The following is a 20,684-nucleotide window of genomic DNA, read 5'->3' as shown; positions in this document are numbered from 1 at the left end:
TCTGTTCAGCAAGCTCAAGAACTGGCGGCGCGTCGCCACACGCTACGACAAGAGCAAGGAATCTTACCTCGGATTCGTCGCCATTGCCGCAGTCAAACTCTGGCTACCCTTTGTCCACGAAGCCTAGTCGGACGTCGCGCGCACAGTGTTGCCGTTGAGCGTGAACAGGACCAGTGAAACTGTCCCGACGACATTTACCCATGAACGGCTTCGCTTCATCGTAGCACCTCTCCGCTTCATGACGATCCGGCAACCGGCTCGATAGGCATCGCAGGCCCGAACAGGCCTCGTCCGGCGGCCATCAACCCTTCCGCCTCCCAGAGCTTGTCCCCGAAACGGCCGATCATCCGGTCATCGACCATGTTCAAAACCGCTCCGATGAAATCCGACGGCGCCGCGCCGGAGACCGTGAAGGCGCGCTCGATCCGCTCCATCTCGGCGCCGCCCCATTTCATCACCAGCAGGATTCCGTCGATGTTCTGCGCGGCCATGCGAAACTCGGGACCGCGTTCGAGGGCCGGCAGGCAGACGACGATCAGGTCGTAGGCTGCCAGCGATGTCTGATCGCAATGCATCCACCAGTTGGCGGCGCCCTCGCCGGTGCCGGGAGGAGGCGTGATGAGAAGATCGGGTCCGTCGCCGCCATTGTTCCAGAGGCTGCCGCCGAGCGGCTGCGGCTGCGTCCCCGAGAATGCCGGCGCGGAGGACATCTCCCTCGCGGACGATCGCGACGTCTCGCTGCCGCCGGCCTCCACGAGCAGAACCTTCCTCTGGCTGCGCGCGGCCATCTGGGCGAGGTGCCGCGCCACGGTCGTCGCGCCATCTCCTGCGATCGAGGAGGCGACGCCGACGGTGCGTGCCTTGGCCGCCTCGATCGCGACCGTCGCCCGCAGAAGCGTTTGCGCCAGCAAGGCTTCAGGCAGGCGATCCTGGCCGGCACGCTGCCGAGCCTGGCTCGAAATCGCGGGCTTGCCGCTTTTGAACAAGGGGATCGCGCCGATGCACTCCAGGCCGAAACGCTGAATCTGCGCGGCACTGCGGATCGTCTTGTCCCGGAAGTCGAGAAACAGCGCCAGCGCCGCCCCGATCACCACTCCGGCCATGACCGTAGCCATGATGATCAGGATCTTCCGCGGTCCGTTGGGCTTGTCCGGAGCGAGCGCCGGCGTCATCACATAGACGCTGGGTCCCAGCCCCTGCAGCCGCTCGCGCAGCAATGGCGAGCGCTCGCCATCCTGCTCCGCGTTGAGACGCGCCTGAAGCATGACCTGGCTGATGCCATTGGCGATGAGCGCGGACTTCTCCGGATCGGAGGTCGTGACGTCGACGAGGATCGTGTGACTGGTTCCGACCCGCTTGACCGCGATGCTCCTGGCGAGGGACTCGATGGCGGTTTCCTGCTTCGCGCGGCTCTCGTCGGAGGTTGCTGGCGACGTGCCGGAAAGCCACCGGGCGAGCCCCTGAAGCACCGTCGCCGCGGGAACGAACTCGGAATCCTCGGTCAGGTCCAGCGCCCCGACGACCTTAGCCAGGGTGCCGCGCGAGCGGATGACCTCGCTCTCGTTCTCGACCTGCGTGAGATCGGCGCGCCCGAGGGAAATGACGAGGTCGGGGCCGGGCTGAACTTCCTTCACATAGACCAGGAGCTGCGTCGACGCCGTATAGCTCGCTGGCCTCAGCACCGTGTAGAGCAGGCCAAGCATCGCCGCGAGACCGACACATGCGGCAATGAGCTTCCAGCGGCGGCGTAGGCTGAGAAGGCCGAATGTTGTGGAGGGCTGGCGCTCGTCAATATAGACCGACATTGGGCTTCCGATCTGTATCCACCGACCATTTGATGTCTTTGCAGGAACTCCGCTCCCTCAAAGACGGCGTTCGCAAGTCACACAACGCGAATACGCGGGCTGTAAGTCACGATAAAACTTCGATATTTTTCACTGCAGCTTTGCAGGAACGAATTCGCACGATTGATTCGTCGCTGTACTGGGCAAAGCCAATTCCAGATGCTCGGCGTCCACAACACGCGCCGCTCTCATCCAGACAAAGGCTCTGTTCCAGACCTCCCAGCTCATCTCCTCCATGATGAGCCCGTAATCCTCCGGGCTGAGCCGCCGCAAAATCAGCTCAGCCACCCTGCGGGCCCGGTCCGCGCCCGGGTCGTTTCGCCTCCCTTCGGCGGGCCCGTTAAGCTCGCGCGGGGGAAGAAACGACGAGGAGAATCCTTCCTGCGCCGGACGCTGCACCGCCTCCATCCTGGTCTTGCGCGTATCCACGACCTGCGAATGCAGCTCGCTGCGGGACACGCGCTCACCATTCTCGAGTCGCTGCAGGATGGTGGTGCGAACCGCCGGCGGGGTCGTCTTGGCGAGATAGACACGAAGCGTCGATGGAACCATCAGCGCGACGAGCTTCGCATTCGCATCGGAATCGGCGCCGCGCGCCAGCTTCATCAGGTCCTGCGCGGTCCTGATCTTGAACTCGCACGCCTTTTCGACCCATTTGACGAAGACCCCGTGGGGCAGCCGCTCCTTGACGCGAAGGAGCTCGCGGCCGATTTCCACAGCATGTTCGGTCGCAGCCCGACGCAGGACCTTGATCCTTTGAGCGGCATCCTGCAATTCTGTCGCGGAGAGCTGTGCATTCGGCAACACGGCTATACCCTCACTCAACCCACAGTACTATTCAGCTTACGCTTGGTGCACTGCACCGTGAAGCGAGCAAAGGGGTTCCCGTCGGCGCAAAGGGAGTAGCTCCTTGAGGCGACACGCGATCCGTTTACGACGCCGGCTCGGCGACAGAGATTAAATAAAAATCTAATTTATATCAGTTACTTATCATATTTTAGGAGAATCGGAGCTACCCCCGTTCCGCTCCGCGACAAGCGAAATGAGCCTCGCTTTTCGGAAGCTCCCGCCTGATGGCAGCTCGGCCTCTCTTCAGAAACATTACCTTACGTAAGTATCAAGACGGGATGCCGCGTGGCAGAAATCGCCGCAAGCGAGATCTTGGCTGCCGGAAGGTCACGCCCGCAGTGAACCGATCTCCTGGCAGGGCGAACCAGAAACCCGGGCAGCAACATAGCCAGTGACGCTGCGTCGAGCGGAGAAAGCCCGGACATCACACCGGTCTGCGAAGCCGCCGCGCCTGGGCCCCAGATCTACAGTGCCGTCGGCGTATCGACGTCGATCATGATGGTCCCGAACCGAGCTTGACGGTGCGGCACGACCTTATAGGTTGGACGTGATCGAGGTTCTCCAGATTCAGCCTGGAGCTAAGAGGGAATTCGGTGAGGCGCGTTGCGCCAAAGCCGAGGCTGCCCCCGCAACTGTAAGCGGCGAGCTCTCCGTCCATCGTCCACTGGCGCGTGCCGCGCCGGGAAGGCCGGGCGGAACCGGCGTCGACCCGCGAGCCAGGAGACCTGCCCCGGTCATCGAAGACGTCTTTCGGACGGGGTGTTCCGGAGGTGTGTGTCGGTGATGGCCGCGCGGCCGTTATCCGTCCGCATCCTGCGCAGCTCCCGCATCCGTCATCTCGGGGAGCGATGAAGTCCATGTTCATGAAGACCGCCGGCCGCGCTGTCGCGGGGAGCTTGACGGCTGCGCGCCGCTCGCCCTATCAGAAATGTAACAATGTTTCGTATAAGGCTTGCTCTGTGCCGATTGCGCGCCCTCTCGTCCGCCTGCTTCAATGGCCCGTCCTGGCATTCCTCGGCAGCCTGGCCGCGGGCGCGGCCGGCGCAGCGCCCACCCAGTACCCGCTGACCCTGGAGAACTGCCGCGAGACGATCACCTTCACCGCCGCGCCCAAGCGCGTCGTCTCAATCGGCCAGACGCAGACCGAGATCCTCTATGCGCTCGGCCTCGGCGATCGCGTCGTCGGCACCGCCGTCTGGTTCTCGCCCATCGCCAAGCCCTATGAGGCGGTCAATGCCAAGGTGAAGCGCCTCGCCGACAACGACCCCAGCTTCGAGGCGGTTCTCGCGCAGGAGCCGGACCTCGTCACCGCAATGTTCGAATGGCATGTCGGCCCCAACGGCATCGTCGGCAAGCGCGATCAGTTCGCCAAGGTCAAGGTGCCCACCTATGTCTCGCCGACCGATTGCGTCGGCAAGGACAATTCCGGCGGCGGCGACGGTGTGCGCACACAGATGTTCACGATGGAGCTGGTCTATCGCAACATCCGCGAATTCGGGCAGATCTTCGACGTGTCCGACCGCGCCGAGACGCTCGTCGCCGAGCTCAAGGCGCGCGAGGAGAAGGCGGTCCAGGCGGTGGCGGATGCAAAGGTCAAGGACGTGCCGGTCGTCGTCTGGTTCTCCAGCAAGGACATCAAGGGCGACGGCTTCATGGCCGGCAGGAACGGCGTGCCCGCCTACATCCTGTCGAAGCTCGGGGCGCGCAACATCATCACGACCAATGAGGAATGGCCGCTGGTCGGCTGGGAGAGCACCGCCGCCGCCAATCCCGCGGTCATCGTCACGGTGAAGATGGATCGCCGCCGCTTTCCGGCTGATGATATTGAGAAGAAGCTCGATTTCCTGAAAACCGACCCCGTCGCCAGCAAGCTCGACGCGGTGAAGAACAATCGCATCGTCATCATGGATGTCGGAGCGACCCGCGCCGGGCTCGATACGGTGGACGGCATCGAGACGCTCGCCAAGGCGATCGCCGGCTTCGGTCTGACTCCTTGAGCCACGCAGCCCACGGCCCGAACTGGCCGGCGCGGATCGCCGTCGCGCTGGTTTCGCTGCTGGCGCTCACCTTCGCGGTGGCGCTGGCGGTGACGATCGGCGAGATGCGCATCCCGTTGGAGACGGCGTTGAAGGCGCTCGGCAACGGGCTCTTCGGTCTCGACTGGCCCGTCAGCGCGATCCAGCAGGGCGTGATCTTCGACTATCGCCTCAGCCGGGCGCTGATGGCGGGGTTGTGCGGCGGCGCGCTCGCTCTCTCAGGCGCAATCCTGCAGGCGCTGCTGCGCAATCCCCTGGCGGAGCCTTACGTTCTCGGCATCTCGGCGGGAGCCTCGACCGGCGCCGTCGCGGTGCTGATCCTCGGCGTCAGCATCGGCGGCACGGCGCTGACGGTCTCGGCCGGCGCCTTCATCGGCTCCTGCGCCGCGCTCGCGGTGGTCGCGCTCCTGGCGACCGGAGCGGGCGGGGCGAGCGATCGCGTCATCCTCGCCGGTGTCGCCACCTCGCAGCTCTTCAACGCGGCGACCGCGACGATCGTGACGACGCTCGCCAGCGCCGAGCAGGCGCGGGGCGTGATGTTCTGGCTCCTTGGGAATTTCGGCGGCGTCCGCTGGCCCGACCTCTGGATCGCGGCGCCGGTCGCCTTCATCGGTTTCGGCATCTGCATGCTGCACGCCAAGGCGCTCGACGCCTTCGCTTTCGGCGTCGACGCGGCCGCCTCGCTCGGCGTCGCGGTCACGCGGGTGAAAATCGTGCTCTTCGCCACGACCGCGGTGATGACCGCCGTGATGGTCTCGATCGTCGGAACGGTGGGCTTCGTCGGGCTGATCATTCCCCATGCCGCCCGTTTCCTCGTCGGTTCCGGCCATGCCCGGCTTTTGCCCGCCTGCCTCGTCATCGGTGCGATCTTCATGATCCTCGCCGACATCCTGTCGCGCGTGCTGATCCCGCAGCAGATCCTGCCGATCGGCGTGGTCACCGCGCTGTTCGGCGCGCCGGTCTTCGCCTTGATCCTCTATCGCGCCAGGAAACCCAAATGATGGGGCCTACATGACGCTCGCGATGCGAGAGGTGCGCTGGGGCACCGCCGGCCGGATGATCATCGACGGGGTGACACTGCAGGCGGCGCCAGGCCGGGTGCTCGGCCTGATCGGTCCGAACGGCTCGGGCAAATCGAGCCTTCTCAGGCTGCTTTGCCGGTTGCGCAATGTCGCGAGCGGCGTCGTCATGCTTGATGGGCGTGACATCGCCGGCGTGGCGCGGCGCGATCTCGCGCGCCGCCTCGCCTTCGTGGAGCAGCAGGCGACGACCGAGATCCAGCTGTCCGTCTGCGACGTCGTCCGCCTCGGCCGCACGCCGCATCGCGCAGCGCTGGCATCCTGGAGCGCGGCGGACGAGGCGGCGGTGAACGAAGCGCTGGCGCGGGTCGGGCTCGCGGAGCGGCACGACCAGTCCTGGCATACGCTGTCGGGCGGCGAGCGCCAGCGGGCCCATATCGCCCGGGCGCTGGCGCAGGAACCGAGCGAGCTGATCCTCGACGAGCCGACCAACCATCTCGACATCCAGCACCAGCTCGCGATCCTCAACCTCATCCGCCGCCTCGGCATCACCTGCATCATGGCGCTGCACGATCTCAACCTCGCAGCGATGTTCTGCGACGAGATCGCGCTGCTGCATGAGGGGCGGCTGGAAGCGGCGGGTTCGCCGGACGAGGTCCTGACGAGCAAAACGATCCAACGCATCTTCGGCGTCGCGGTCGCGATCCGGCCCGGAGCGTCCGGGCGGCGCCACATCGAATACCTGATCGAGGCCGAGGGAAGAGAGCGGTCTTAATCGTTCCCGGCGCCCTGCGAGAGCAGGCCGCAACGCCATGTCGTTCGCGGGATCGAACGCGATCGACACATCGACCATATTGCGGGGCGGCCGCCTGACGACGTCACGCAGCCTCAGGCAATCCCGAGGTTCACATCTGCGTGAAACACGCAACGGTGGCTGAGCACCCGCTATGCGGGCAGAAGCGTCCGAATTGCGCGGAGCAAAAGCCGTTTTCGCACGATACGGCGCTGCATTCGCTCTTCTGGCAGCGCTCACGAAACGTGATCGGCCGATGCTGGCCGTTGGCGCTGCCGGACTTCTGAGTTTCAATCATTCCACTTCAAAATTCCTCGGCATGCTCGCACGGCATCCTGAGGCTTCCGGCGAGGCGCGTTGGCTCTCTCGCCGTCCTGCTTGAACCGAACCGGGAGGGTTTACGGTGACGAAGCTGAATGTGAATGGCCGGACTCTGGACGTCGCAGTCGATGGCGACACGCCGCTGCTCTGGGTGATCCGCGAACAGATCGGTCTGACCGGCACGAAATATGGCTGCGGCGTTGCCCAGTGCGGCGCCTGCACGGTCCATATCGACGGCGTCGCCACGCGCTCCTGCGCGCTGCCGGTCAGCGCCGTGACCGAGGAGCAGAAGATCGTCACGATCGAGGGGCTCTCCCCTGACGGAACCCACCCGGTCCAGCAGGCCTGGATCAAGCACGACGTGCCGCAATGCGGCTTCTGCCAGAGCGGCATGATCATGACCGCGGCTGCGCTGCTGCAGGCCAATCCGAAGCCGAGCGAAGCCGACATCGCCAGCGAGATGACCAATATCTGCCGCTGCGGCACCTATGTCCGCGTCAAGGCCGCGATCCTCGACGTCGCCGCCGGCGGCCAGCTCGGCCGCGGTTGAGGGAAAGGAGAGCGATCATGACCGTCTTATCCGCCCCCCGTTCTTTCCGCCCATCCCGCCGCCACATCCTCGCCGGTTCGGCCGCGGTTGCCGGCGCCTTCACCTTCGGCTTTTCCATTCCTGCCGGCGCTCAGCAGGCGGGAACCCCCGAGATCAATGCCTGGGTCGTCGTCCATCCCGACGACAAGGTGGTGATCCGCATCGCCCGTTCGGAAATGGGCCAGGGCACGCTCACCGGCCTCGCGCAGCTCGTCGCCGAGGAGCTCAATTGCGATTGGTCGAAGGTGACGACCGAATATCCGACGCCCGGCCAGAACATCGCGCGCAACCGCGTCTGGGGCAATTTCTCGACCGGCGGCAGCCGTGGCATCCGCGAGTCGCACGACTATGTCCGCAAGGGCGGCGCCGCGGCACGCATGACGCTGATCCAGGCGGCGGCCAATGAATGGAAGGTGCCGGCGGCCGAATGCAGCGCTGAGAAGAGCGTGATCACGCACAAGGCGTCCGGCCGCTCGCTCCGTTACGGGCAGGTGGCCGCCGCAGCCGCGAAGCTGGAAGCGCCGAAGGAGGTGCCGCTCAAGGACCCGAAGGATTGGACGATCGCGGGCAAGGCGCTGCCCCGCCTCGACACGGTCGACAAGACCAACGGCAAGAAGATCTACGGCATGGATTTCAAATTGCCGGGGATGCTCAACGCCGCGATCAAGGATTGCCCGGTCTTCGGCGGGAAGGTGAAGAGCTTCGATGCGGCCAAGGTCAGGGGCATGCCGGGCGTGAAGCATGTCCTGCCCGTCGGGGACAGCGCGGTCACCGTCGTCGCCGAGACTTGGTGGCAGGCCAAGACCGCGCTCGACGCGCTGCCGATCGAATGGGACGAGGGTCCCAACGCCAAGGTCACGAGCGAAAGCATCGCGGCCTGGCTGAAGGAAGGGCTCGATGCGCCCGACGCCGTGGTCGGCAACCAGAATGGCGACGCCAAGGGGGCGTTGGCCGGGGCCGCCCGCGTGGTCGAGGCGACCTACAGCTACCCCTTCCAGAATCACGCCTGCATGGAGGTGATGAACGCGACCGCGCTCTATACCCCCGAGAAATGCGAGGTCTGGACGCCGACGCAGAACGGCGAGGCAGCGCTGGCCGCCACCGCGGAAGCCTCGGGCCTGCCGCTGGCGAAATGCGAAGCCTACAAGATCGACCTCGGCGGCGGCTTCGGCCGGCGCGGTGCGGTGCATGACTGGGTCAGGCAGGTCGTCGCGATCGCCAAGCAGATCCCCGGCACGCCGGTGAAGCTGATCTGGTCGCGCGAGGAGGACATGCTGCACGGGCGTTTTCACCCGATCACGCAGTGCAAGCTCAGGGCCGGACTCGACAAGGACGGCAATGTGACCGCGCTCCACATGCGCATCTCCGGTCAATCGATCGTCGCTGGCCTCTTCCCGCAGAACATCCAGAACGGGCGCGACCCGGTCGTTTTCCAGGGGCTCAACGCCCCCGGCCCCGAAGCCTCGATCGGATATTCCTTTCCCAACCTCCTGATCGACCATGCGATGCGCAACCCGCATGTGCCGCCGGGCTTCTGGCGCGGCGTCAACCTCAACCAGAACACGATCTATCTGGAGAGCTTCATCGACGAACTCGCGCATGAAACGGGCAAGGATCCGCTCGAATTCCGGCGCTCGTTGATGAAGAGCCACCCCAAGCATCTTGCCGTGCTCAACGCAGCGGCCGAGCGCGCCGAATGGGGCAAGCCCTTGCCGGACGGTGTCTTCCGCGGCATCTGCCAGACCATGGGGTTCGGCTCCTATGTCGCGGCGGTGGCGGAGGTTTCCGTCGGCGCCGATGGCAAGCTCACCATTCACCGTATCGTCGCGGCAACCGATCCGGGCCATGCCGTCAATCCGGCGCAGATCGAGCGGCAGGTCGAGGGCTCCTTCGTCTACGGCCTTTCGGCGGCGCTCTATGGCGAGATCACCATCAAGGATGGCCGCGTCGAGCAGGAGAACTTCGACACCTACGAGGTGATGCGCCTCGAGGCGATGCCGAAGGTCGAGACGGTGATCGTGCCGTCGGGCGGCTTCTGGGGCGGCGTGGGCGAACCGACCATCGCCGTTGCGGCGCCCGCCGTCCTGAACGCGATCTTCGCGGCGACGGGCAAGCGCGTCCGCTCGCTTCCGTTGAAGAATGCCGACCTACGCAAGGCGTAACCGCGCGGCGGGCTGGGCGGGGGCCATCGTCCTCGCCCTGCTCGCCGGGCAGGTGGCGGCGCTGGAGCCTTACCGCATCGTCGCCGACACCATACCGGAACCGCTGGGCGGGAAGGTCGGCGATGCCGCGCGCGGGGCGGCGCTCGTCAGGGATCGCGAGCGCGGCAACTGCCTGATCTGCCATCATGGCGACGATCCGGCCGAACCCTTCCAGGGTTCGATCGGGCCGCCGCTCAAGGGAGTAGGCGCAAGGCTCGACGCCGGGCAGATCCGTTTGCGGCTGGTCGACATGTCCCGGCTCGATCCCGAAACGGTGATGCCGCCCTACTTCCGTACGGAAAACATGCGAGACGTGGCGCCGGCCTATCGCGGCCAGCCCGCGCTCTCGGCACAGGAGATCGAGGATGTCGTTTCCTATCTCGCCTCGCTCAGGGCGCAGTGAGGCCCTGAGCCGCCGGGAGGCGGTCGCCATCGCTGCGGCGGGCCTGGCACTGGCGACGTGGCCCGAGATGTCCAGCGCCGCTGAAACCGAGACGCTGGACGATCTCGTCCAGCGCGTCACGGAAGGCACGGTTCCGGCCGAAGGCGGTGTCAGGCTGGAGATCCCGGCGCTGGTCGAGAATGGAAATTCGGTGGATGTCCGCATCGCCGTCGACAGCCCGATGACCGAGGCGGCGCATGTTCGCTGGATCCATCTGATTGCCGACAAGAACCCCTTTCCGGACATGGCGCGGATCCATCTCTCGCCGCGTGCGGGCCGGGCGGAGGTGGCGATCACCTTGCGTCTCGCGCAGTCGCAGACCGTCGCCGCGGTGGTTGCCCATAGCGACGGGCGCTACGCGATCGCCAGGGCGCCTGTCGTGGTGACGCTGAGCGCCTGCATCGACGGAGGCTGAGCGATGTTCAATGCCCGCATCACCGTGCCGGCCCAGGCGAAGGCGGGCGAGCCCGTCGAGATCAAGGTGCTGGTCCGCCATCCCATGGACCGCGGCGGCCAGTCGGACGGCAAGGGCGGCACCGTGCCGCGCAAGATCCTCAACCGGATGACCGCGACCTATGCCGGCGCCGAGATCTTTCGCATCGACATGAATACCGGCGTCGCCGCCAACCCCTTCGTCTCGTTCTGCACGCGCGCAGTCGAGACCGGCGACATCGTCTTCGAGTGGCGGGAGGACGGCGGCGCGACCTATACGCGCACGGCGCGCCTGACCGTGGCCTGAGAAGCGCCTTGCGCCTGTCGCTCCTGCTGATCGGTCTGCTGACGGTCCTGGCGCCGGCGCAAGCCGACGAGATCGTATCCGGCAGCACGTTCCTGTCTCCGGAACTGCACCGCCAGCAGGACGATCCGACCCGCAACCCGGCCTGGTTCTGGGTCGATCAGGGCCGGGATCTCTTCGCCGCCAAGCCCTCCGGCGGCGGCCAGGCCTGCCTCGACTGCCACGCCGATCCCGCCACGAGTCTGCGGGGCGCGGCGACGCATTATCCGCAAGTGGACCCATCCAGCGGCAAGCTGCTCAATCTCGAAGGCAGGATCGAGCAGTGCCGTGTCGAACGCCAACAGCAGCCGGCCTTCGGCTATGAAACGGCCGAGATGCTTTCATTGACAGCCTATATCGCCTCGCTGTCTCGCGGCCTGCCGATGAGCGTGCGGACGGACGGGCCGGCGCAGCCCTTCTTCGAGGCAGGCAAGGCCTTCTACGAACGCCGGCAGGGGCAGCTCAATCTCTCCTGCAAGCAATGCCATGACGGGCTCGTCGGACAGAAGCTGCGCGGCGATACGATCAGCCATGGCGTCGGCACGGGCTATCCCGCCTATCGGCTGGAATGGAACACGGTCGGCTCGCTGCATCGACGGCTGCGAGCCTGCTCGCTCGGGGTCAGGGCGACGCAATTCGACTATGGCTCGCCCGAATATCTCGCTCTGGAGCTCTATCTCGCCGGGCGAGCCAAGGGGCTGCCCGTCGAGACGCCGGCCATGCGGCGCTAGAGCATTTTCGAGCGAAGTGGACACCGGTTCGCGTGAAGAAAATGCGATGAGACAAAGAGATGGAGCATTTCCGCGATTCGGAGAAACGCGGAAATGCTCTAGACCCCCTACAGCTTCTTGCCGTCGGCGGCGAACTGCTTGAGATAGGCGGTGAGATCGGCGATTTCCGTGTCGTTCTTGATGCCGGCGAAAACCATCTTGGTGCCCGGCATCTTCGCGCGCGGATCCTTGATGTAGTCGGCGAAGCTGGCATCGTCCCAGGTGATGCCCGCGTTCTTGTTGGCGGGCGAATAGGCATAGCCCTCGACCGCGCCCGATTGCCGGCCGAACAACCCGTTGAGCACGGGTCCGATCGTGTTCTTCGCCGTCTCGCCGACTTGATGGCAGGCACGGCATTTGGCGAAGGATTTCTCGCCCGCGGCGACATCCTGCGCGCTGGCGGATGCAGCCCCCAACATCATGGCGGCGATCATGGCGGCAGTTGCGGCTATCGTCTTCGTCATCGACTCCGGTCTCCAATGCGAACGTTCAAATCTCTCGAACGGACGCGCTCGCGCGGCATCCGCAAACGGCGAACATCAGGTGAACATGTCGGCGCAGATCGCCTCGTACCAGGCGAGGTTCTCGGCCTGGGTCTGCCGCCGAACCTCGTCGCTCTCGCCGGGCTGCGAGATGAAGGTCTCGGTCGCCGCGATGCGCCCGTCCTTCGGCTCGTAGCGCCCCCCGACCTTGATCGCGTCGTCTGGGCCGACGAGGCTCCAGCAGGTATTGAAATAGCGCGCGGGAAAGGCCGGCCCGCCCGCCAGTTCCGCGCAGGCCACCATGGCCACGATCTTCGCCTGGTTATTGGCCGAGAAGGCGGATTTCGGCATGTCGCCGGCATTGCAGGCATCGCCGAGCACGAAGATCGCCGGGTCGGCGGTCGATTTCATCGTCGCGGGGTCGATCGCGCAATAACCGCCGGCCGGTGCGAGGCCGGCCTCGCGCGCGATCGCGCCCGCCATCTGGGCGGGGATGACATTGACGAAGGCGCAGTTCTCATAGGTCTCGAAGCCGGTGACGACGGTCCCGCTCGCGGGATCGACCGATTTGATGCCGTCATGAACCCGGGGGCTAAGCCATTCGATCATCGCGCCATAGCGCTTCTCCCAATCCGGCATGAAGACGCCCTGCTTGGAGAAACTGTCCTTCGGATCGAGGATGACGACCCTGGCCTTGGTCCGGCCCGTCGATGTGAGGATATGGGCGAACATCGAGGCCCGTTCATAGGGGCCGGGCGGGCAGCGATAGGGGTTCGGCGGAGCGATCATGACGATGGTGCCGCCGTCCGGCACCGCGTCGAGCTTCTCTCGGATCAATCTCGTCTGGCGACCCGGCTTCCAGCCATGCGGCATGACCTCCTCGGCGGCCTGGGACCAGCCGGGAACAGAATCGTATTTCAGGTCGATGCCCGGGGAGAGGACGAGGCGGTCATAGGGCAGCCGGCTGCCGTCGCCCAGCACGACCTCTTTTCTGTCGCGGTCGATCCGCGCGGCGCGCTGGCGAACGAGCGTGATGCCATAGGCCGTGGTCAGGGCGTCGTAGCGATGGACGATCTGATCATAGCTCTTGAAGCCGCCGATATAGAGGTTCGAGTGGAAGCAGCTCTGATAGGTCTCGTTCTCCTCGACCAGCGTCACCGCGATCGCGCCATGGCCGTCGCGGGCGATGTATTTCGCCGCCGTCGCGCCGCCCGCGCCGCCGCCGATCACGACGACGCGCGCCTTGGCCTGGCCCAGAACAGCCGGCACTCCCAGCGCGCCGGAAGCGGTGATGGTCCCCGCACCGATGATCAGATCGCGCCGTGTCGGTTTCAAAGCCTGCCTCCGCGATCTCAGGGTTTCGGTGAAAGGGTGCCGAAATAGGCGGCGAGCGCGACCATCTCCGCGCGGCTGAGCCTTGCGGCGACGGCCTGCATCACCTGGCCCTCGCGCTCCTTGCGGCGATACGCATCGAGCACCGCGACGAACTGCGCCTCGGGCCAGCCGACAATCGAGGGGATGCCGCCCGCGCTTGCCCCGGAGAGCTGGTGGCAGGAGGAGCATTCGAGCGCGAGATACCGTCCCAGCGCCTGGTCTTCCGCCGCCAACGCCGGATCGCAAATGAGCAGCGCAGCCGTGCTGCCCAGCACAGCGAAGCCCAGCCCGCGCCACGCGCGGCGCAAGCCTCTGCCAGCCGCACTCGACCGGCGCGCGCCCTCGCAGCTCGGGATGATCCACATCTGCATCGGCCATAGATTTCCAGAAGCCATCCGACGGAACTAGCCTGCGATTGGAGGAATTCTGAGGGCGCCCGTTTCACGATCACGTCAGCCGGATGCGATGGCCCGGCCGATCCGAGGGGCGGAGCGCAGAGCGCCATCAGCCGACGCTATCGCTTGCTTCACCGCTGTTCGGAATATCGCGTCGAATGTCCAGAAAATCGCGGCGCGCTACACCAGCCTCCAACATCGTCGCAGGAATGAGGAAGGTCGGCCGCGTCTGTGAAAATCGGAGGCGCTTGGCTGGGGCGGGAGGATTCGAACCTCCGAATGGCGGTACCAAAAACCGCTGCCTTACCACTTGGCGACGCCCCAACGTGTCGCGCCTTCTAGAACGCGCCGCCGCCCTGCGCAACCGCCTTGGCGGACTCTCCGGGATCATGCGAAAAAAGCTTCGGTGGGTTTTCCGACACAACATGCAAACAGGCTGTTGCGCTGCGGCGCGGCGCTGGCTATAAGCCGGCCACCAGTTGATCGGAGTGTGGCTCAGCCTGGTAGAGCACCTCGTTCGGGACGAGGGGGTCGCAGGTTCAAATCCTGCCACTCCGACCAAAATTTCCCGCGATAAATCAAAGCGTTGAGAATTAAGCCCTGCGGGGCCCGCGCGTTTCGTCGCAGGCTTGCCGGTGGGTTTCGGATCACCCCGGCCGTGCTGGGCCAGATTCCCCGGCCAGCGACGCAGGCCGGATACGGCGAATGGCCAAGCGCTCCCCATAATGGAGCGCTCCGGCGCAAAAGCCATCCCCTCCTTCAGGGGCGTCGCCCGTCGCTTTCAGAGCCTTGTAGGAACAGCCGCCCTCACCCAGAGGTTGTCTTGATCGCGCACAGCCCTAAGATGCAACCCGTGCGATACATCTGATTTGGGAAACTGACATGAAGATTTCTGCCGTTCTCGGCCTTCTCGGCTCGCTCGCGATCGGAGGTGCCCTGACAACTGCAGCAGCACCGGCCCTTGCCGGCGAGGCTTTGCCCGCTGCCGTGGCCCGGCATCTCGACGAGCGACCGGTGGAGTTCACCGCGAGCGCAGCAAAAATGCGCCGGATGATGATCATTCAGCAGAATATGGAACGGCAGCGCGGCCACCAAAACAGGGGATATGGGGCAGGCTATGGCCGCGGCCCCGGATATGGCCCGCGCCCTGGTTACGGACCGCGCCCGGGCTATGGCCCGCGGCCCGGCTACGGCTATCGCCGGGACTACGGCCCGCGCTACTGATCGGCTGATCCGTGCCGGAGGGCGCTTTGCCGCCCTCCGGTTTCGTGATGGTTGAAAATGGGGCTAGTTGCCCCAGAATCCTTCTTGATAGTCGCGCGGCGAAAAGGCTTCGGAGCCTTCCTGGTCCTGCGCTTCGCTGGTCTCCGTCTGTTTGGCGGGCTCATCCTCGAGCGCACAGTCGGACTGGTGCCTTTCAGACATTCGGCTCTCCTTTCAGATAGGGGGAAGGGTTGCCTAAGGCAGCTCCGACGTAAGCCTCTTCGCTGCACTGCACAAGAGCACGCTACGTCACTCTCGCTCTTGTGAGCCCTCCGCGATCGCCGAATCGCGCTCGCTCACCGGGCGAAAAGCCCGGATCGCGCCAGTTCGGTCGCAGTGCGCGGACTGAAGGCGGCAGGGATGTCATAGACGAGCACCAGCCGCAGCAGCGCCTTCACATCGACATCGTGCGGCTGCGCTTCGAGCGGATCGGGGAAGAACAGTAGGACATCGAGCTCGCCCTGGGCGATCATCGCACCGATCTGCTGGTCCCCGCCGAGCGGCCCGCTCTTGACCAGCTTGATCGGCAGGTCCGGCAAGGTGCGCTGCAACACCGAGCCGGTCGTGGCGGTGGCGACCACCTTGTGCCGGGCGATCAGATCGAGATGAGCCTCCGCCCAGGCGGCGAGATCGGGCTTCTTGCGGTCATGAGCGATCATGCCGATGGTCAATGCCATGATGTCTTGGTCTCCCTTCGAAGGGCAGCGCCCCGGCAGGGAGCCGGCCCGCCGCCAGGATACGCGACCGCTCGCCACGCGCCACCTGTCATGGCTCCGTTAAATGGCATGACTATTGCGACGCCTTCCTCGATGGGAGACGAAGCATGATGCGCCACTGGCCCGACGACGCGAAAGCCGTGATCGTTCTGTTCACGGTTTCAGCCGCCGGAATTCTCGGCTGGCTGGCGAGCGGCCTCTGACGAGAACAGCCGGAAGCCCGTCCTTGTCCCGGGCCCGGCACCGCCGTTAAAGTCGCGGCCTGTTCGAATCGGAGCCGTCGAAGCCCATGAAGCGCATCTCCCTTCTCGTCGCGATCCTCGGGCTGGGCCTTGCCCTGTCCGGCTGCGACAAATGCGGCAATCTCGGCCCGTTCTTCACGACTGACACGAAGAGCTGCGGCGGCAGCGAGCCGGTCAAATAAGACCGGAAGCGAGCGGTTTCTCACGGATCGCCGCGAATCGCTCATAAAAAAGGCCGGGGCTTGCGCCCCGGCCTTTTCGTTTTGCAGTCGCAGATTGCGTTCAGCCGCGCCGGCCGATCAGCGACCAGCCCGCTCCGACCATGCAGGTCGCGAGCGCGATCTTGAGGACCTCGCCGAGCAGGAAGGGCTGTGCGCCATAGGCGAAGGCCTTGGCCAGGCCGACGCCGCTCGCGCCGCCCGCCATCTGCGCGCCGAAGGCCAGCCAGAGGCAGCCGACGACGAAGAGGGCGAGATCGGCGAGCAGCAGGCCGCCGACCAGGCGAGCGAGCGAGGCGCCGCGCGCCGCCGCCCAGCCGGCGATGGCGGCCGCGGCCACGAAGCCCAGCAGGAAACCGCCCGTCGGGCCGAGAAGGTAGAGCGGCCCGGCCACGGCCGGCGGCGTATTGGTGAAGACCGGCAGGCCCGCGAGCCCGTACGCGATATAGAGCGCGATCGTCGCGGCTCCGAGCCGCGCGCCATAGGCCGCGCCAAGCGCGAGCACCGCCAGCGTCTGCAAGGTCATCGGCACCGGCCAGAACGGCACCTTGATCTTCGCGGCGGCGACCATGAGCAGGCTGCCGGCCACGGCCAGCGCCACATTGCGCAGGACCGCGGAGCGGGGTTTCGCGGCCGGGAAGAGCTCGCCGGCGAGGGTCGAAGCCTGCAGGGGCAGCATGTCGGCCATGGCACATCGTCCTGTTTTGCGGCAGGCCGCGCCGTGCGGCCGCATTATTGTGTATGGAAGCCGCGCCGTGCGACCCCTTCCCTGTCTATAGAAAATGCGCCAAAGCGCCACAAGCGTGCGGGGCTGGCGGAAACGGGCAGTCCGGCTGGGCGGGATCGAAAGCTGACGGCCGCCTCGCGCGGATGCAAGATCGGGCAGGGACAGGATCGGACAGTGAGCGACGACGTCGAATTCGACAGGAGCCTGACGACACCGGCCGGAGAGGTCGCGGAGCTCTCCCCGCTCGTGCGCCGCGTCATCGCCGGCAATGGCGGGCCGATGACCTTCACTGGCACCTGCAGCTATATCGTCGGCCGCGGCACGGTGGCGATCATCGACCCGGGGCCGGATGATCCCGGCCATGTCGCGCGCCTGCTCGCGGCGGTCGCCGGCGAGACGGTGAGCCACATCGTCGTCACCCACACCCACCGCGACCATTCGCCCGCCGTTCCGGCCCTGAGGGCGGCGACGGGCGCGCGCGTCGTCGGCTGCGGCCCGCATCGCCCCTCGCGTGCGCCCGGCCCCGGCGAAGACCGTGTGCTCGACGCCGCGGCGGATAGCGATTTCATGCCCGACTGGCAGATGCGGGACGGCGATGCCGTCTCCGGACCGGGCTGGAGCCTGACGGCGGTCGAGACGCCCGGCCACACCGCCAATCATCTCGCCTATGCGCTGCCCGAGGAGGAGACGCTGTTCTCCGGCGACCATGTCATGGCCTGGTCCACCTCGATCGTCGCCCCGCCGGACGGCTCGATGTCGGCCTATATGGCCTCGATCGAGAAGCTGCGCGGCATGGACCATCGGCTCTATCGGCCGGGCCATGGCGGCCCCGTCACCGAGCCTCAGCGCTTCCTGCGCGGCCTCGTCCAGCATCGCCGCCAGCGCGAGGCCGCCATTCTCAACCGCATCGGCGCGGGCGACGAAACCATCGCGGCCATGGTGCCCGTGATCTATCAGGGCTTGGCCCCCGTGCTGCACGGGGCCGCCGCGCTGTCGGTCCTCGCCCAGATTGAGGATCTGGTCGCGCGCGGGCTCGTCGCCGCCAGCGACACGGTTCCGGCCCTGTCGAGCCGTTACCGCCTCGCCTGACACCGCCGCGGCCGTCCTTGCGAGCACAAGCGAAGCGGCCCCACCGGAGTCGCTTGCCCCCTATCGCTCCATCAGCAGCTCGACTTCGGCGGCGAAGGCGGCGATCTGCTTGGTATTGGCGCCGAGATCATGGCTGCCGATGCGTGAGGCCGAGCGGACATCGATGCGGCTGCCGTCCACGCGCGGCTTTATGCGAATAGTGATGTCTTCCGAAAAGTGCAGGATGCGCCCGCGCGCCACGGCCTCGATGCGCCCTGCCCCGCTGCGGCCGCCGGGGCGGGAGCTTTCCACGATCTGCCAGCCCAGCGCGGTGACGGCCTTGCGCGCCAGGCTGAAGGCCGCATCCGCCGGTTCCTCGAGGACGATCGGCGCGATCTTCGGATAGGCCTGCCTTTGCAGGCGGCGCTTTTCGGGCGCGACATCGGGCGGGATGCGCCCTTCACGGGCCGTCAACGCCGCCATCGAGCGGCTGAAGGCCGGCGGATCGTCGATATCCGTCGAGATATCGGCCAGAGCCGGCCGCGTCGCCAGCATGAAGCCGACATAGCCGGCGGGTGCCAGCAGGATCAGGCAGAGCAGGAGCGCACCGGCCGCCATGCCGACGCCGCGATGCCCCTTCTGCCAGATGCGGGCGAAGGCGACGAGCGCCAGGCCCAGCGCCAACAGGACGAGCAGGTAGGCGCCGACAACCGGCGCAAGCCCTTCGATGCTGGGCTCGCGCAGCCGCACGAGCAGAAGCGACAGCAGCAGCACCGCGCAGGAGAACCACGCCAGCCGCCGGCTCCAGATGGCGGCCCGCGAAACCGGTTCCTCGAAGACGAGACGGCGATGCATCGCCTTTAGGTGATCCCGGACAGCCAGGAAGGCAAGCGGCCCGTGCTCTAAGCGCAATCTTAATCAAGTTGACGATAACTGGGCACGAAGAGGCGTGGCCCCCCGCGGTCAGCCTCCTCGGCCTGCGTCACCGCCTTCCCCGCCGTACGTCGCCTCCAGAGCCTCGCCGTGAAATTCTTCCCCGCCTCGATCCAGAACTATCTCGTGGCCACGATGGCCTGCCTCTGCGTGCCCGGCATCGGTGCGCTGAGCTATATGGCGGAGAAGTCCGTCATGGAGGTTCGGACCAATATGCGCCTCGCCGATCTCGTAGAGGCCGACAGGGCCCTGCTGCTGACCGGCAATGCCATCCGCACCAATCGCGGACAGGCTCAGACGAGCATTCAGGCCACGGACGATCCCGCCCCCGTCATCCGCGAGATCGAGAAGACCAACAAGGCGAGGATCGCCGAGGCGATAGCGCGGCTGAAGGCGACGGACTTGCCGGACCGCGCCGCCCTGATCGAGGACGTCTCGGCGCAGGAGAAGCGCAACGAGGGGCGCAGCCAGGATCTCTACGCCGAAGCCGCAAAGCCCAAGGCACAGCGCAGCCTGGCCGCGACGATGTCCTGGTATAACGGCGTCGGCGCGATCGAGGGCGCGCTCGTCACGGCTTCGGCCGCGACCTCGAACGCCGCCCGCCTGGCCGATCCGGTCCTCGCCGATCTGCAGGGCTTCAAATCCGCCGGCTGGAGCGTGCGCTCCAACTACGGCACGCAGTGCTCGCTGCTGCGCCCGGTCTTCGGCTCCGGCAAGGCGCTCGACGGAAGCCAGCTTCGCAAGCTCGGCGAGTTGCGTGGCTCCTCCGACGCAAGCCTCGCCCAGCTCAGGCAGCTGAGCGCCCGTCCGGGCGTCGGCGAGGAGCTCGTCCGCAAGGTCGGCGTGGCCGCCACCCAGGTCGAGGCCGCCAATCGCGGCATGGACCAGCTGATCGGCAAGCTCGGCCAGGGCTCAGGCCCCGTCATCGCTGCCGAGGACTGGACGAAGCAGTGCAACGCGCCATTCGACGCGATCGTCTCCGCCGTCACCCAGTCGCTCGACGACATGGCGGATGTGACGCAAGCCAAGCTCGCTGCGGCCTGGACGCGTCTCGGCATCGTCGGCTTCCTGCTCGCCGCCTTGCTGGCGATCTGCGTGATGAGCTGGCGCGGCGTCCAGCGCCGGATCGTTCGCCCGCTCGTCTCGCTGAAGTCCGCGCTCGACACCATGCAGCAGGGAGACTTCTCGCAGGCGATTCCCGCTCCGCCTTCCCCTGACGAGATCGGCGCGCTCAGCGGCGCGCTCGAAATCTATCGCGAGAACGCTCTGGCGCTCGAGAACAACCGCCGCGATCGCGAGCTGACCATGCTCGCCGATGCCGAGCAGGCGGCCCATGTCCAGAAGCTGCTCGGCGAGGTCGCCGGCATCGTCGCCGCCGCCCGCGACGGCGACTTCTCCGGCCAGGCCCAGACCGGCGGCATGGAAGGCCCGCTCAAGGAACTCGTCGAGGGGCTGAACGAGATCAACAGCGTGGTCGACGGAGCGACGACGGAGTTCGCTGGGGTTCTGCAGGCGGTGGCCGGCGGCGACCTGACGCGGCAGGTCGAGGGCGGCTATCGCGGCCGCTTCGCCGATCTGCAGGGCGCGATCAACGAGACGGTCGAGCGCCTCTCGGCCACGGTCGCGA

General features: G+C 66.3%; 22 protein-coding genes, 2 tRNA genes, 1 pseudogene and 1 riboswitch. Of the genes and pseudogenes, 15 read left to right on the top strand and 10 right to left on the bottom strand.

The window, feature by feature from the left end:
• Positions 1 to 127: pseudogene (locus IED13_RS27790) on the top strand (IS5 family transposase); the annotation flags it as partial.
• Positions 128 to 236: 109 nt separating this feature from the next.
• Here IED13_RS27790 and IED13_RS27785 read toward each other — a convergent pair.
• Both IED13_RS27785 and IED13_RS27780 read right to left on the bottom strand, forming a co-directional pair.
• Positions 237 to 1,805 carry a Wzz/FepE/Etk N-terminal domain-containing protein gene (locus tag IED13_RS27785; protein ID WP_191126051.1) on the bottom strand — a complete coding sequence of 523 codons (1,569 nt, stop codon included), beginning with the start codon at positions 1,803 to 1,805 and terminating at the stop codon, positions 237 to 239.
• A 129-nt stretch (positions 1,806 to 1,934) separates the two neighbouring features.
• On the bottom strand, positions 1,935 to 2,651 hold the full coding sequence (locus tag IED13_RS27780; RefSeq protein ID WP_191126050.1) for a DUF3102 domain-containing protein: 717 nt from the start codon (positions 2,649 to 2,651) through the stop codon (positions 1,935 to 1,937).
• Between the two features lie 579 nt (positions 2,652 to 3,230).
• Positions 3,231 to 3,440, top strand: a riboswitch (cobalamin riboswitch).
• A 218-nt stretch (positions 3,441 to 3,658) separates the two neighbouring features.
• Here IED13_RS27780 and IED13_RS27775 point away from each other — a divergent pair.
• From IED13_RS27775 to soxA, 9 genes are all read left to right on the top strand, one after another.
• On the top strand, positions 3,659 to 4,690 hold the full coding sequence (locus tag IED13_RS27775; protein ID WP_404801917.1) for an ABC transporter substrate-binding protein: 1,032 nt from the start codon (positions 3,659 to 3,661) through the stop codon (positions 4,688 to 4,690).
• A complete protein-coding gene (locus IED13_RS27770; protein ID WP_113252689.1) occupies positions 4,687 to 5,730 on the top strand; it encodes a FecCD family ABC transporter permease in 1,044 nt (347 codons plus the stop codon). The genes IED13_RS27775 and IED13_RS27770 overlap by 4 nt, the downstream gene beginning before the upstream one ends.
• Positions 5,731 to 5,740: 10 nt before the next feature.
• On the top strand, positions 5,741 to 6,523 hold the full coding sequence (locus IED13_RS27765) for an ABC transporter ATP-binding protein (RefSeq protein ID WP_191126049.1): 783 nt from the start codon (positions 5,741 to 5,743) through the stop codon (positions 6,521 to 6,523).
• A gap of 421 nt (positions 6,524 to 6,944) precedes the next feature.
• A complete protein-coding gene (locus IED13_RS27760; protein ID WP_113252690.1) occupies positions 6,945 to 7,412 on the top strand; it encodes a (2Fe-2S)-binding protein in 468 nt (155 codons plus the stop codon).
• Positions 7,413 to 7,429: 17 nt separating this feature from the next.
• The gene (locus IED13_RS27755; RefSeq protein WP_191126048.1) at positions 7,430 to 9,613 is read left to right on the top strand and encodes a xanthine dehydrogenase family protein molybdopterin-binding subunit; all 2,184 of its coding nucleotides are present in this window, start codon (positions 7,430 to 7,432) and stop codon (positions 9,611 to 9,613) included.
• Entirely contained in the window at positions 9,591 to 10,055 is a 465-nt protein-coding gene (gene soxX, locus IED13_RS27750; protein ID WP_191126047.1) for a sulfur oxidation c-type cytochrome SoxX, read from the top strand. The genes IED13_RS27755 and soxX overlap by 23 nt, the downstream gene beginning before the upstream one ends.
• Entirely contained in the window at positions 10,018 to 10,509 is a 492-nt protein-coding gene (locus tag IED13_RS27745) for a thiosulfate oxidation carrier protein SoxY (RefSeq protein ID WP_191126046.1), read from the top strand. The genes soxX and IED13_RS27745 overlap by 38 nt, the downstream gene beginning before the upstream one ends.
• A 3-nt stretch (positions 10,510 to 10,512) precedes the next feature.
• Positions 10,513 to 10,833, top strand: coding sequence for a thiosulfate oxidation carrier complex protein SoxZ (locus IED13_RS27740; protein ID WP_112762847.1), 321 nt, complete (start codon positions 10,513 to 10,515; stop codon positions 10,831 to 10,833).
• 8 nt (positions 10,834 to 10,841) lie between these two features.
• Positions 10,842 to 11,600 carry a sulfur oxidation c-type cytochrome SoxA gene (gene soxA, locus IED13_RS27735; RefSeq protein ID WP_191126045.1) on the top strand — a complete coding sequence of 253 codons (759 nt, stop codon included), beginning with the start codon at positions 10,842 to 10,844 and terminating at the stop codon, positions 11,598 to 11,600.
• Between the two features lie 107 nt (positions 11,601 to 11,707).
• Here the strand turns inward: soxA and IED13_RS27730 are convergent, their stop codons facing one another.
• The 4 genes from IED13_RS27730 to IED13_RS27715 all read right to left on the bottom strand — a co-directional run bounded on the left by IED13_RS27730 (position 11,708) and on the right by IED13_RS27715 (position 14,214).
• Positions 11,708 to 12,103, bottom strand: a complete 396-nt coding sequence (locus tag IED13_RS27730) for a c-type cytochrome (RefSeq protein WP_038359445.1) — start codon at positions 12,101 to 12,103, stop codon at positions 11,708 to 11,710.
• A gap of 75 nt (positions 12,104 to 12,178) precedes the next feature.
• The gene (locus IED13_RS27725; RefSeq protein ID WP_191126044.1) at positions 12,179 to 13,456 is read right to left on the bottom strand and encodes an NAD(P)/FAD-dependent oxidoreductase; all 1,278 of its coding nucleotides are present in this window, start codon (positions 13,454 to 13,456) and stop codon (positions 12,179 to 12,181) included.
• 17 nt (positions 13,457 to 13,473) lie between these two features.
• Positions 13,474 to 13,860, bottom strand: a complete 387-nt coding sequence (locus tag IED13_RS27720) for a c-type cytochrome (protein WP_248312803.1) — start codon at positions 13,858 to 13,860, stop codon at positions 13,474 to 13,476.
• A gap of 279 nt (positions 13,861 to 14,139) precedes the next feature.
• Positions 14,140 to 14,214: transfer RNA gene (locus IED13_RS27715), tRNA-Gln, on the bottom strand.
• Positions 14,215 to 14,374: 160 nt separating this feature from the next.
• Here IED13_RS27715 and IED13_RS27710 point away from each other — a divergent pair.
• Both IED13_RS27710 and IED13_RS27705 read left to right on the top strand, forming a co-directional pair.
• Positions 14,375 to 14,451, top strand: a tRNA-Pro gene (locus IED13_RS27710).
• A gap of 321 nt (positions 14,452 to 14,772) precedes the next feature.
• Positions 14,773 to 15,114: a hypothetical protein gene (locus tag IED13_RS27705; RefSeq protein WP_038359449.1), complete on the top strand. Its 342-nt coding sequence runs from the start codon at positions 14,773 to 14,775 to the stop codon at positions 15,112 to 15,114.
• 63 nt (positions 15,115 to 15,177) lie between these two features.
• Here the strand turns inward: IED13_RS27705 and IED13_RS27700 are convergent, their stop codons facing one another.
• Together IED13_RS27700 and IED13_RS27695 are read right to left on the bottom strand one after the other, a co-directional pair.
• Positions 15,178 to 15,315 carry a hypothetical protein gene (locus IED13_RS27700; protein ID WP_156115882.1) on the bottom strand — a complete coding sequence of 46 codons (138 nt, stop codon included), beginning with the start codon at positions 15,313 to 15,315 and terminating at the stop codon, positions 15,178 to 15,180.
• Positions 15,316 to 15,449: 134 nt separating this feature from the next.
• Positions 15,450 to 15,830 (bottom strand): methylglyoxal synthase, encoded by a 381-nt coding sequence (locus IED13_RS27695; protein ID WP_038359451.1) that lies wholly within the window; start codon positions 15,828 to 15,830, stop codon positions 15,450 to 15,452.
• 328 nt (positions 15,831 to 16,158) lie between these two features.
• Between IED13_RS27695 and IED13_RS29125 the strand changes: the two genes are divergently transcribed.
• Positions 16,159 to 16,293, top strand: coding sequence for a hypothetical protein (locus IED13_RS29125; RefSeq protein WP_260368393.1), 135 nt, complete (start codon positions 16,159 to 16,161; stop codon positions 16,291 to 16,293).
• A gap of 100 nt (positions 16,294 to 16,393) precedes the next feature.
• On the opposite strand, the gene IED13_RS27690 is transcribed toward IED13_RS29125, so the two are convergent.
• Complete coding sequence (locus tag IED13_RS27690; protein ID WP_051987559.1) at positions 16,394 to 17,017, bottom strand: biotin transporter BioY; 624 nt, start codon at positions 17,015 to 17,017, stop codon at positions 16,394 to 16,396.
• 213 nt (positions 17,018 to 17,230) lie between these two features.
• Here IED13_RS27690 and IED13_RS27685 point away from each other — a divergent pair, with 213 nt between their 5' ends.
• Positions 17,231 to 18,145 carry an MBL fold metallo-hydrolase gene (locus IED13_RS27685; RefSeq protein WP_260368392.1) on the top strand — a complete coding sequence of 305 codons (915 nt, stop codon included), beginning with the start codon at positions 17,231 to 17,233 and terminating at the stop codon, positions 18,143 to 18,145.
• Positions 18,146 to 18,205: 60 nt separating this feature from the next.
• Here the strand turns inward: IED13_RS27685 and IED13_RS27680 are convergent, their stop codons facing one another.
• On the bottom strand, positions 18,206 to 18,979 hold the full coding sequence (locus IED13_RS27680) for a DUF1499 domain-containing protein (RefSeq protein ID WP_191126043.1): 774 nt from the start codon (positions 18,977 to 18,979) through the stop codon (positions 18,206 to 18,208).
• Positions 18,980 to 19,147: 168 nt separating this feature from the next.
• Between IED13_RS27680 and IED13_RS29290 the strand changes: the two genes are divergently transcribed.
• Positions 19,148 to 20,684, top strand: a 1,537-nt coding sequence (locus IED13_RS29290) for a HAMP domain-containing protein (protein ID WP_191126042.1), incomplete at its 3' end; no start/stop codon positions are given.

This window comes from Allobosea spartocytisi (assembly GCF_014764685.1).
Taxonomy (GTDB): Bacteria; Pseudomonadota; Alphaproteobacteria; order Rhizobiales; family Beijerinckiaceae; genus Allobosea; species Allobosea spartocytisi.
Note: the sequence above shows the minus strand (reverse complement) of the source record. Positions and strands in the feature narration are given on the sequence as shown.

What these genes read in the sequence shown, in the direction of transcription:
- IED13_RS27785 (WP_191126051.1), bottom strand. Translation starts at nt 1,805, where the DNA reads ATGTCGGTCTATATTGACGAGCGCCAGCCCTCCACAACATTCGGCCTT.
- IED13_RS27765 (WP_191126049.1), top strand. Translation starts at nt 5,741, where the DNA reads ATGACGCTCGCGATGCGAGAGGTGCGCTGGGGCACCGCCGGCCGGATG.
- IED13_RS27755 (WP_191126048.1), top strand. Translation starts at nt 7,430, where the DNA reads ATGACCGTCTTATCCGCCCCCCGTTCTTTCCGCCCATCCCGCCGCCAC.
- soxX (WP_191126047.1), top strand. Translation starts at nt 9,591, where the DNA reads ATGCCGACCTACGCAAGGCGTAACCGCGCGGCGGGCTGGGCGGGGGCC.
- IED13_RS27745 (WP_191126046.1), top strand. Translation starts at nt 10,018, where the DNA reads ATGTCGTTTCCTATCTCGCCTCGCTCAGGGCGCAGTGAGGCCCTGAGC.
- IED13_RS27740 (WP_112762847.1), top strand. Translation starts at nt 10,513, where the DNA reads ATGTTCAATGCCCGCATCACCGTGCCGGCCCAGGCGAAGGCGGGCGAG.
- IED13_RS27730 (WP_038359445.1), bottom strand. Translation starts at nt 12,103, where the DNA reads ATGACGAAGACGATAGCCGCAACTGCCGCCATGATCGCCGCCATGATG.
- IED13_RS27720 (WP_248312803.1), bottom strand. Translation starts at nt 13,860, where the DNA reads ATGTGGATCATCCCGAGCTGCGAGGGCGCGCGCCGGTCGAGTGCGGCT.
- IED13_RS27705 (WP_038359449.1), top strand. Translation starts at nt 14,773, where the DNA reads ATGAAGATTTCTGCCGTTCTCGGCCTTCTCGGCTCGCTCGCGATCGGA.
- IED13_RS27700 (WP_156115882.1), bottom strand. Translation starts at nt 15,315, where the DNA reads ATGTCTGAAAGGCACCAGTCCGACTGTGCGCTCGAGGATGAGCCCGCC.
- IED13_RS27695 (WP_038359451.1), bottom strand. Translation starts at nt 15,830, where the DNA reads ATGGCATTGACCATCGGCATGATCGCTCATGACCGCAAGAAGCCCGAT.
- IED13_RS29125 (WP_260368393.1), top strand. Translation starts at nt 16,159, where the DNA reads ATGAAGCGCATCTCCCTTCTCGTCGCGATCCTCGGGCTGGGCCTTGCC.
- IED13_RS27690 (WP_051987559.1), bottom strand. Translation starts at nt 17,017, where the DNA reads ATGGCCGACATGCTGCCCCTGCAGGCTTCGACCCTCGCCGGCGAGCTC.
- IED13_RS27680 (WP_191126043.1), bottom strand. Translation starts at nt 18,979, where the DNA reads ATGCATCGCCGTCTCGTCTTCGAGGAACCGGTTTCGCGGGCCGCCATC.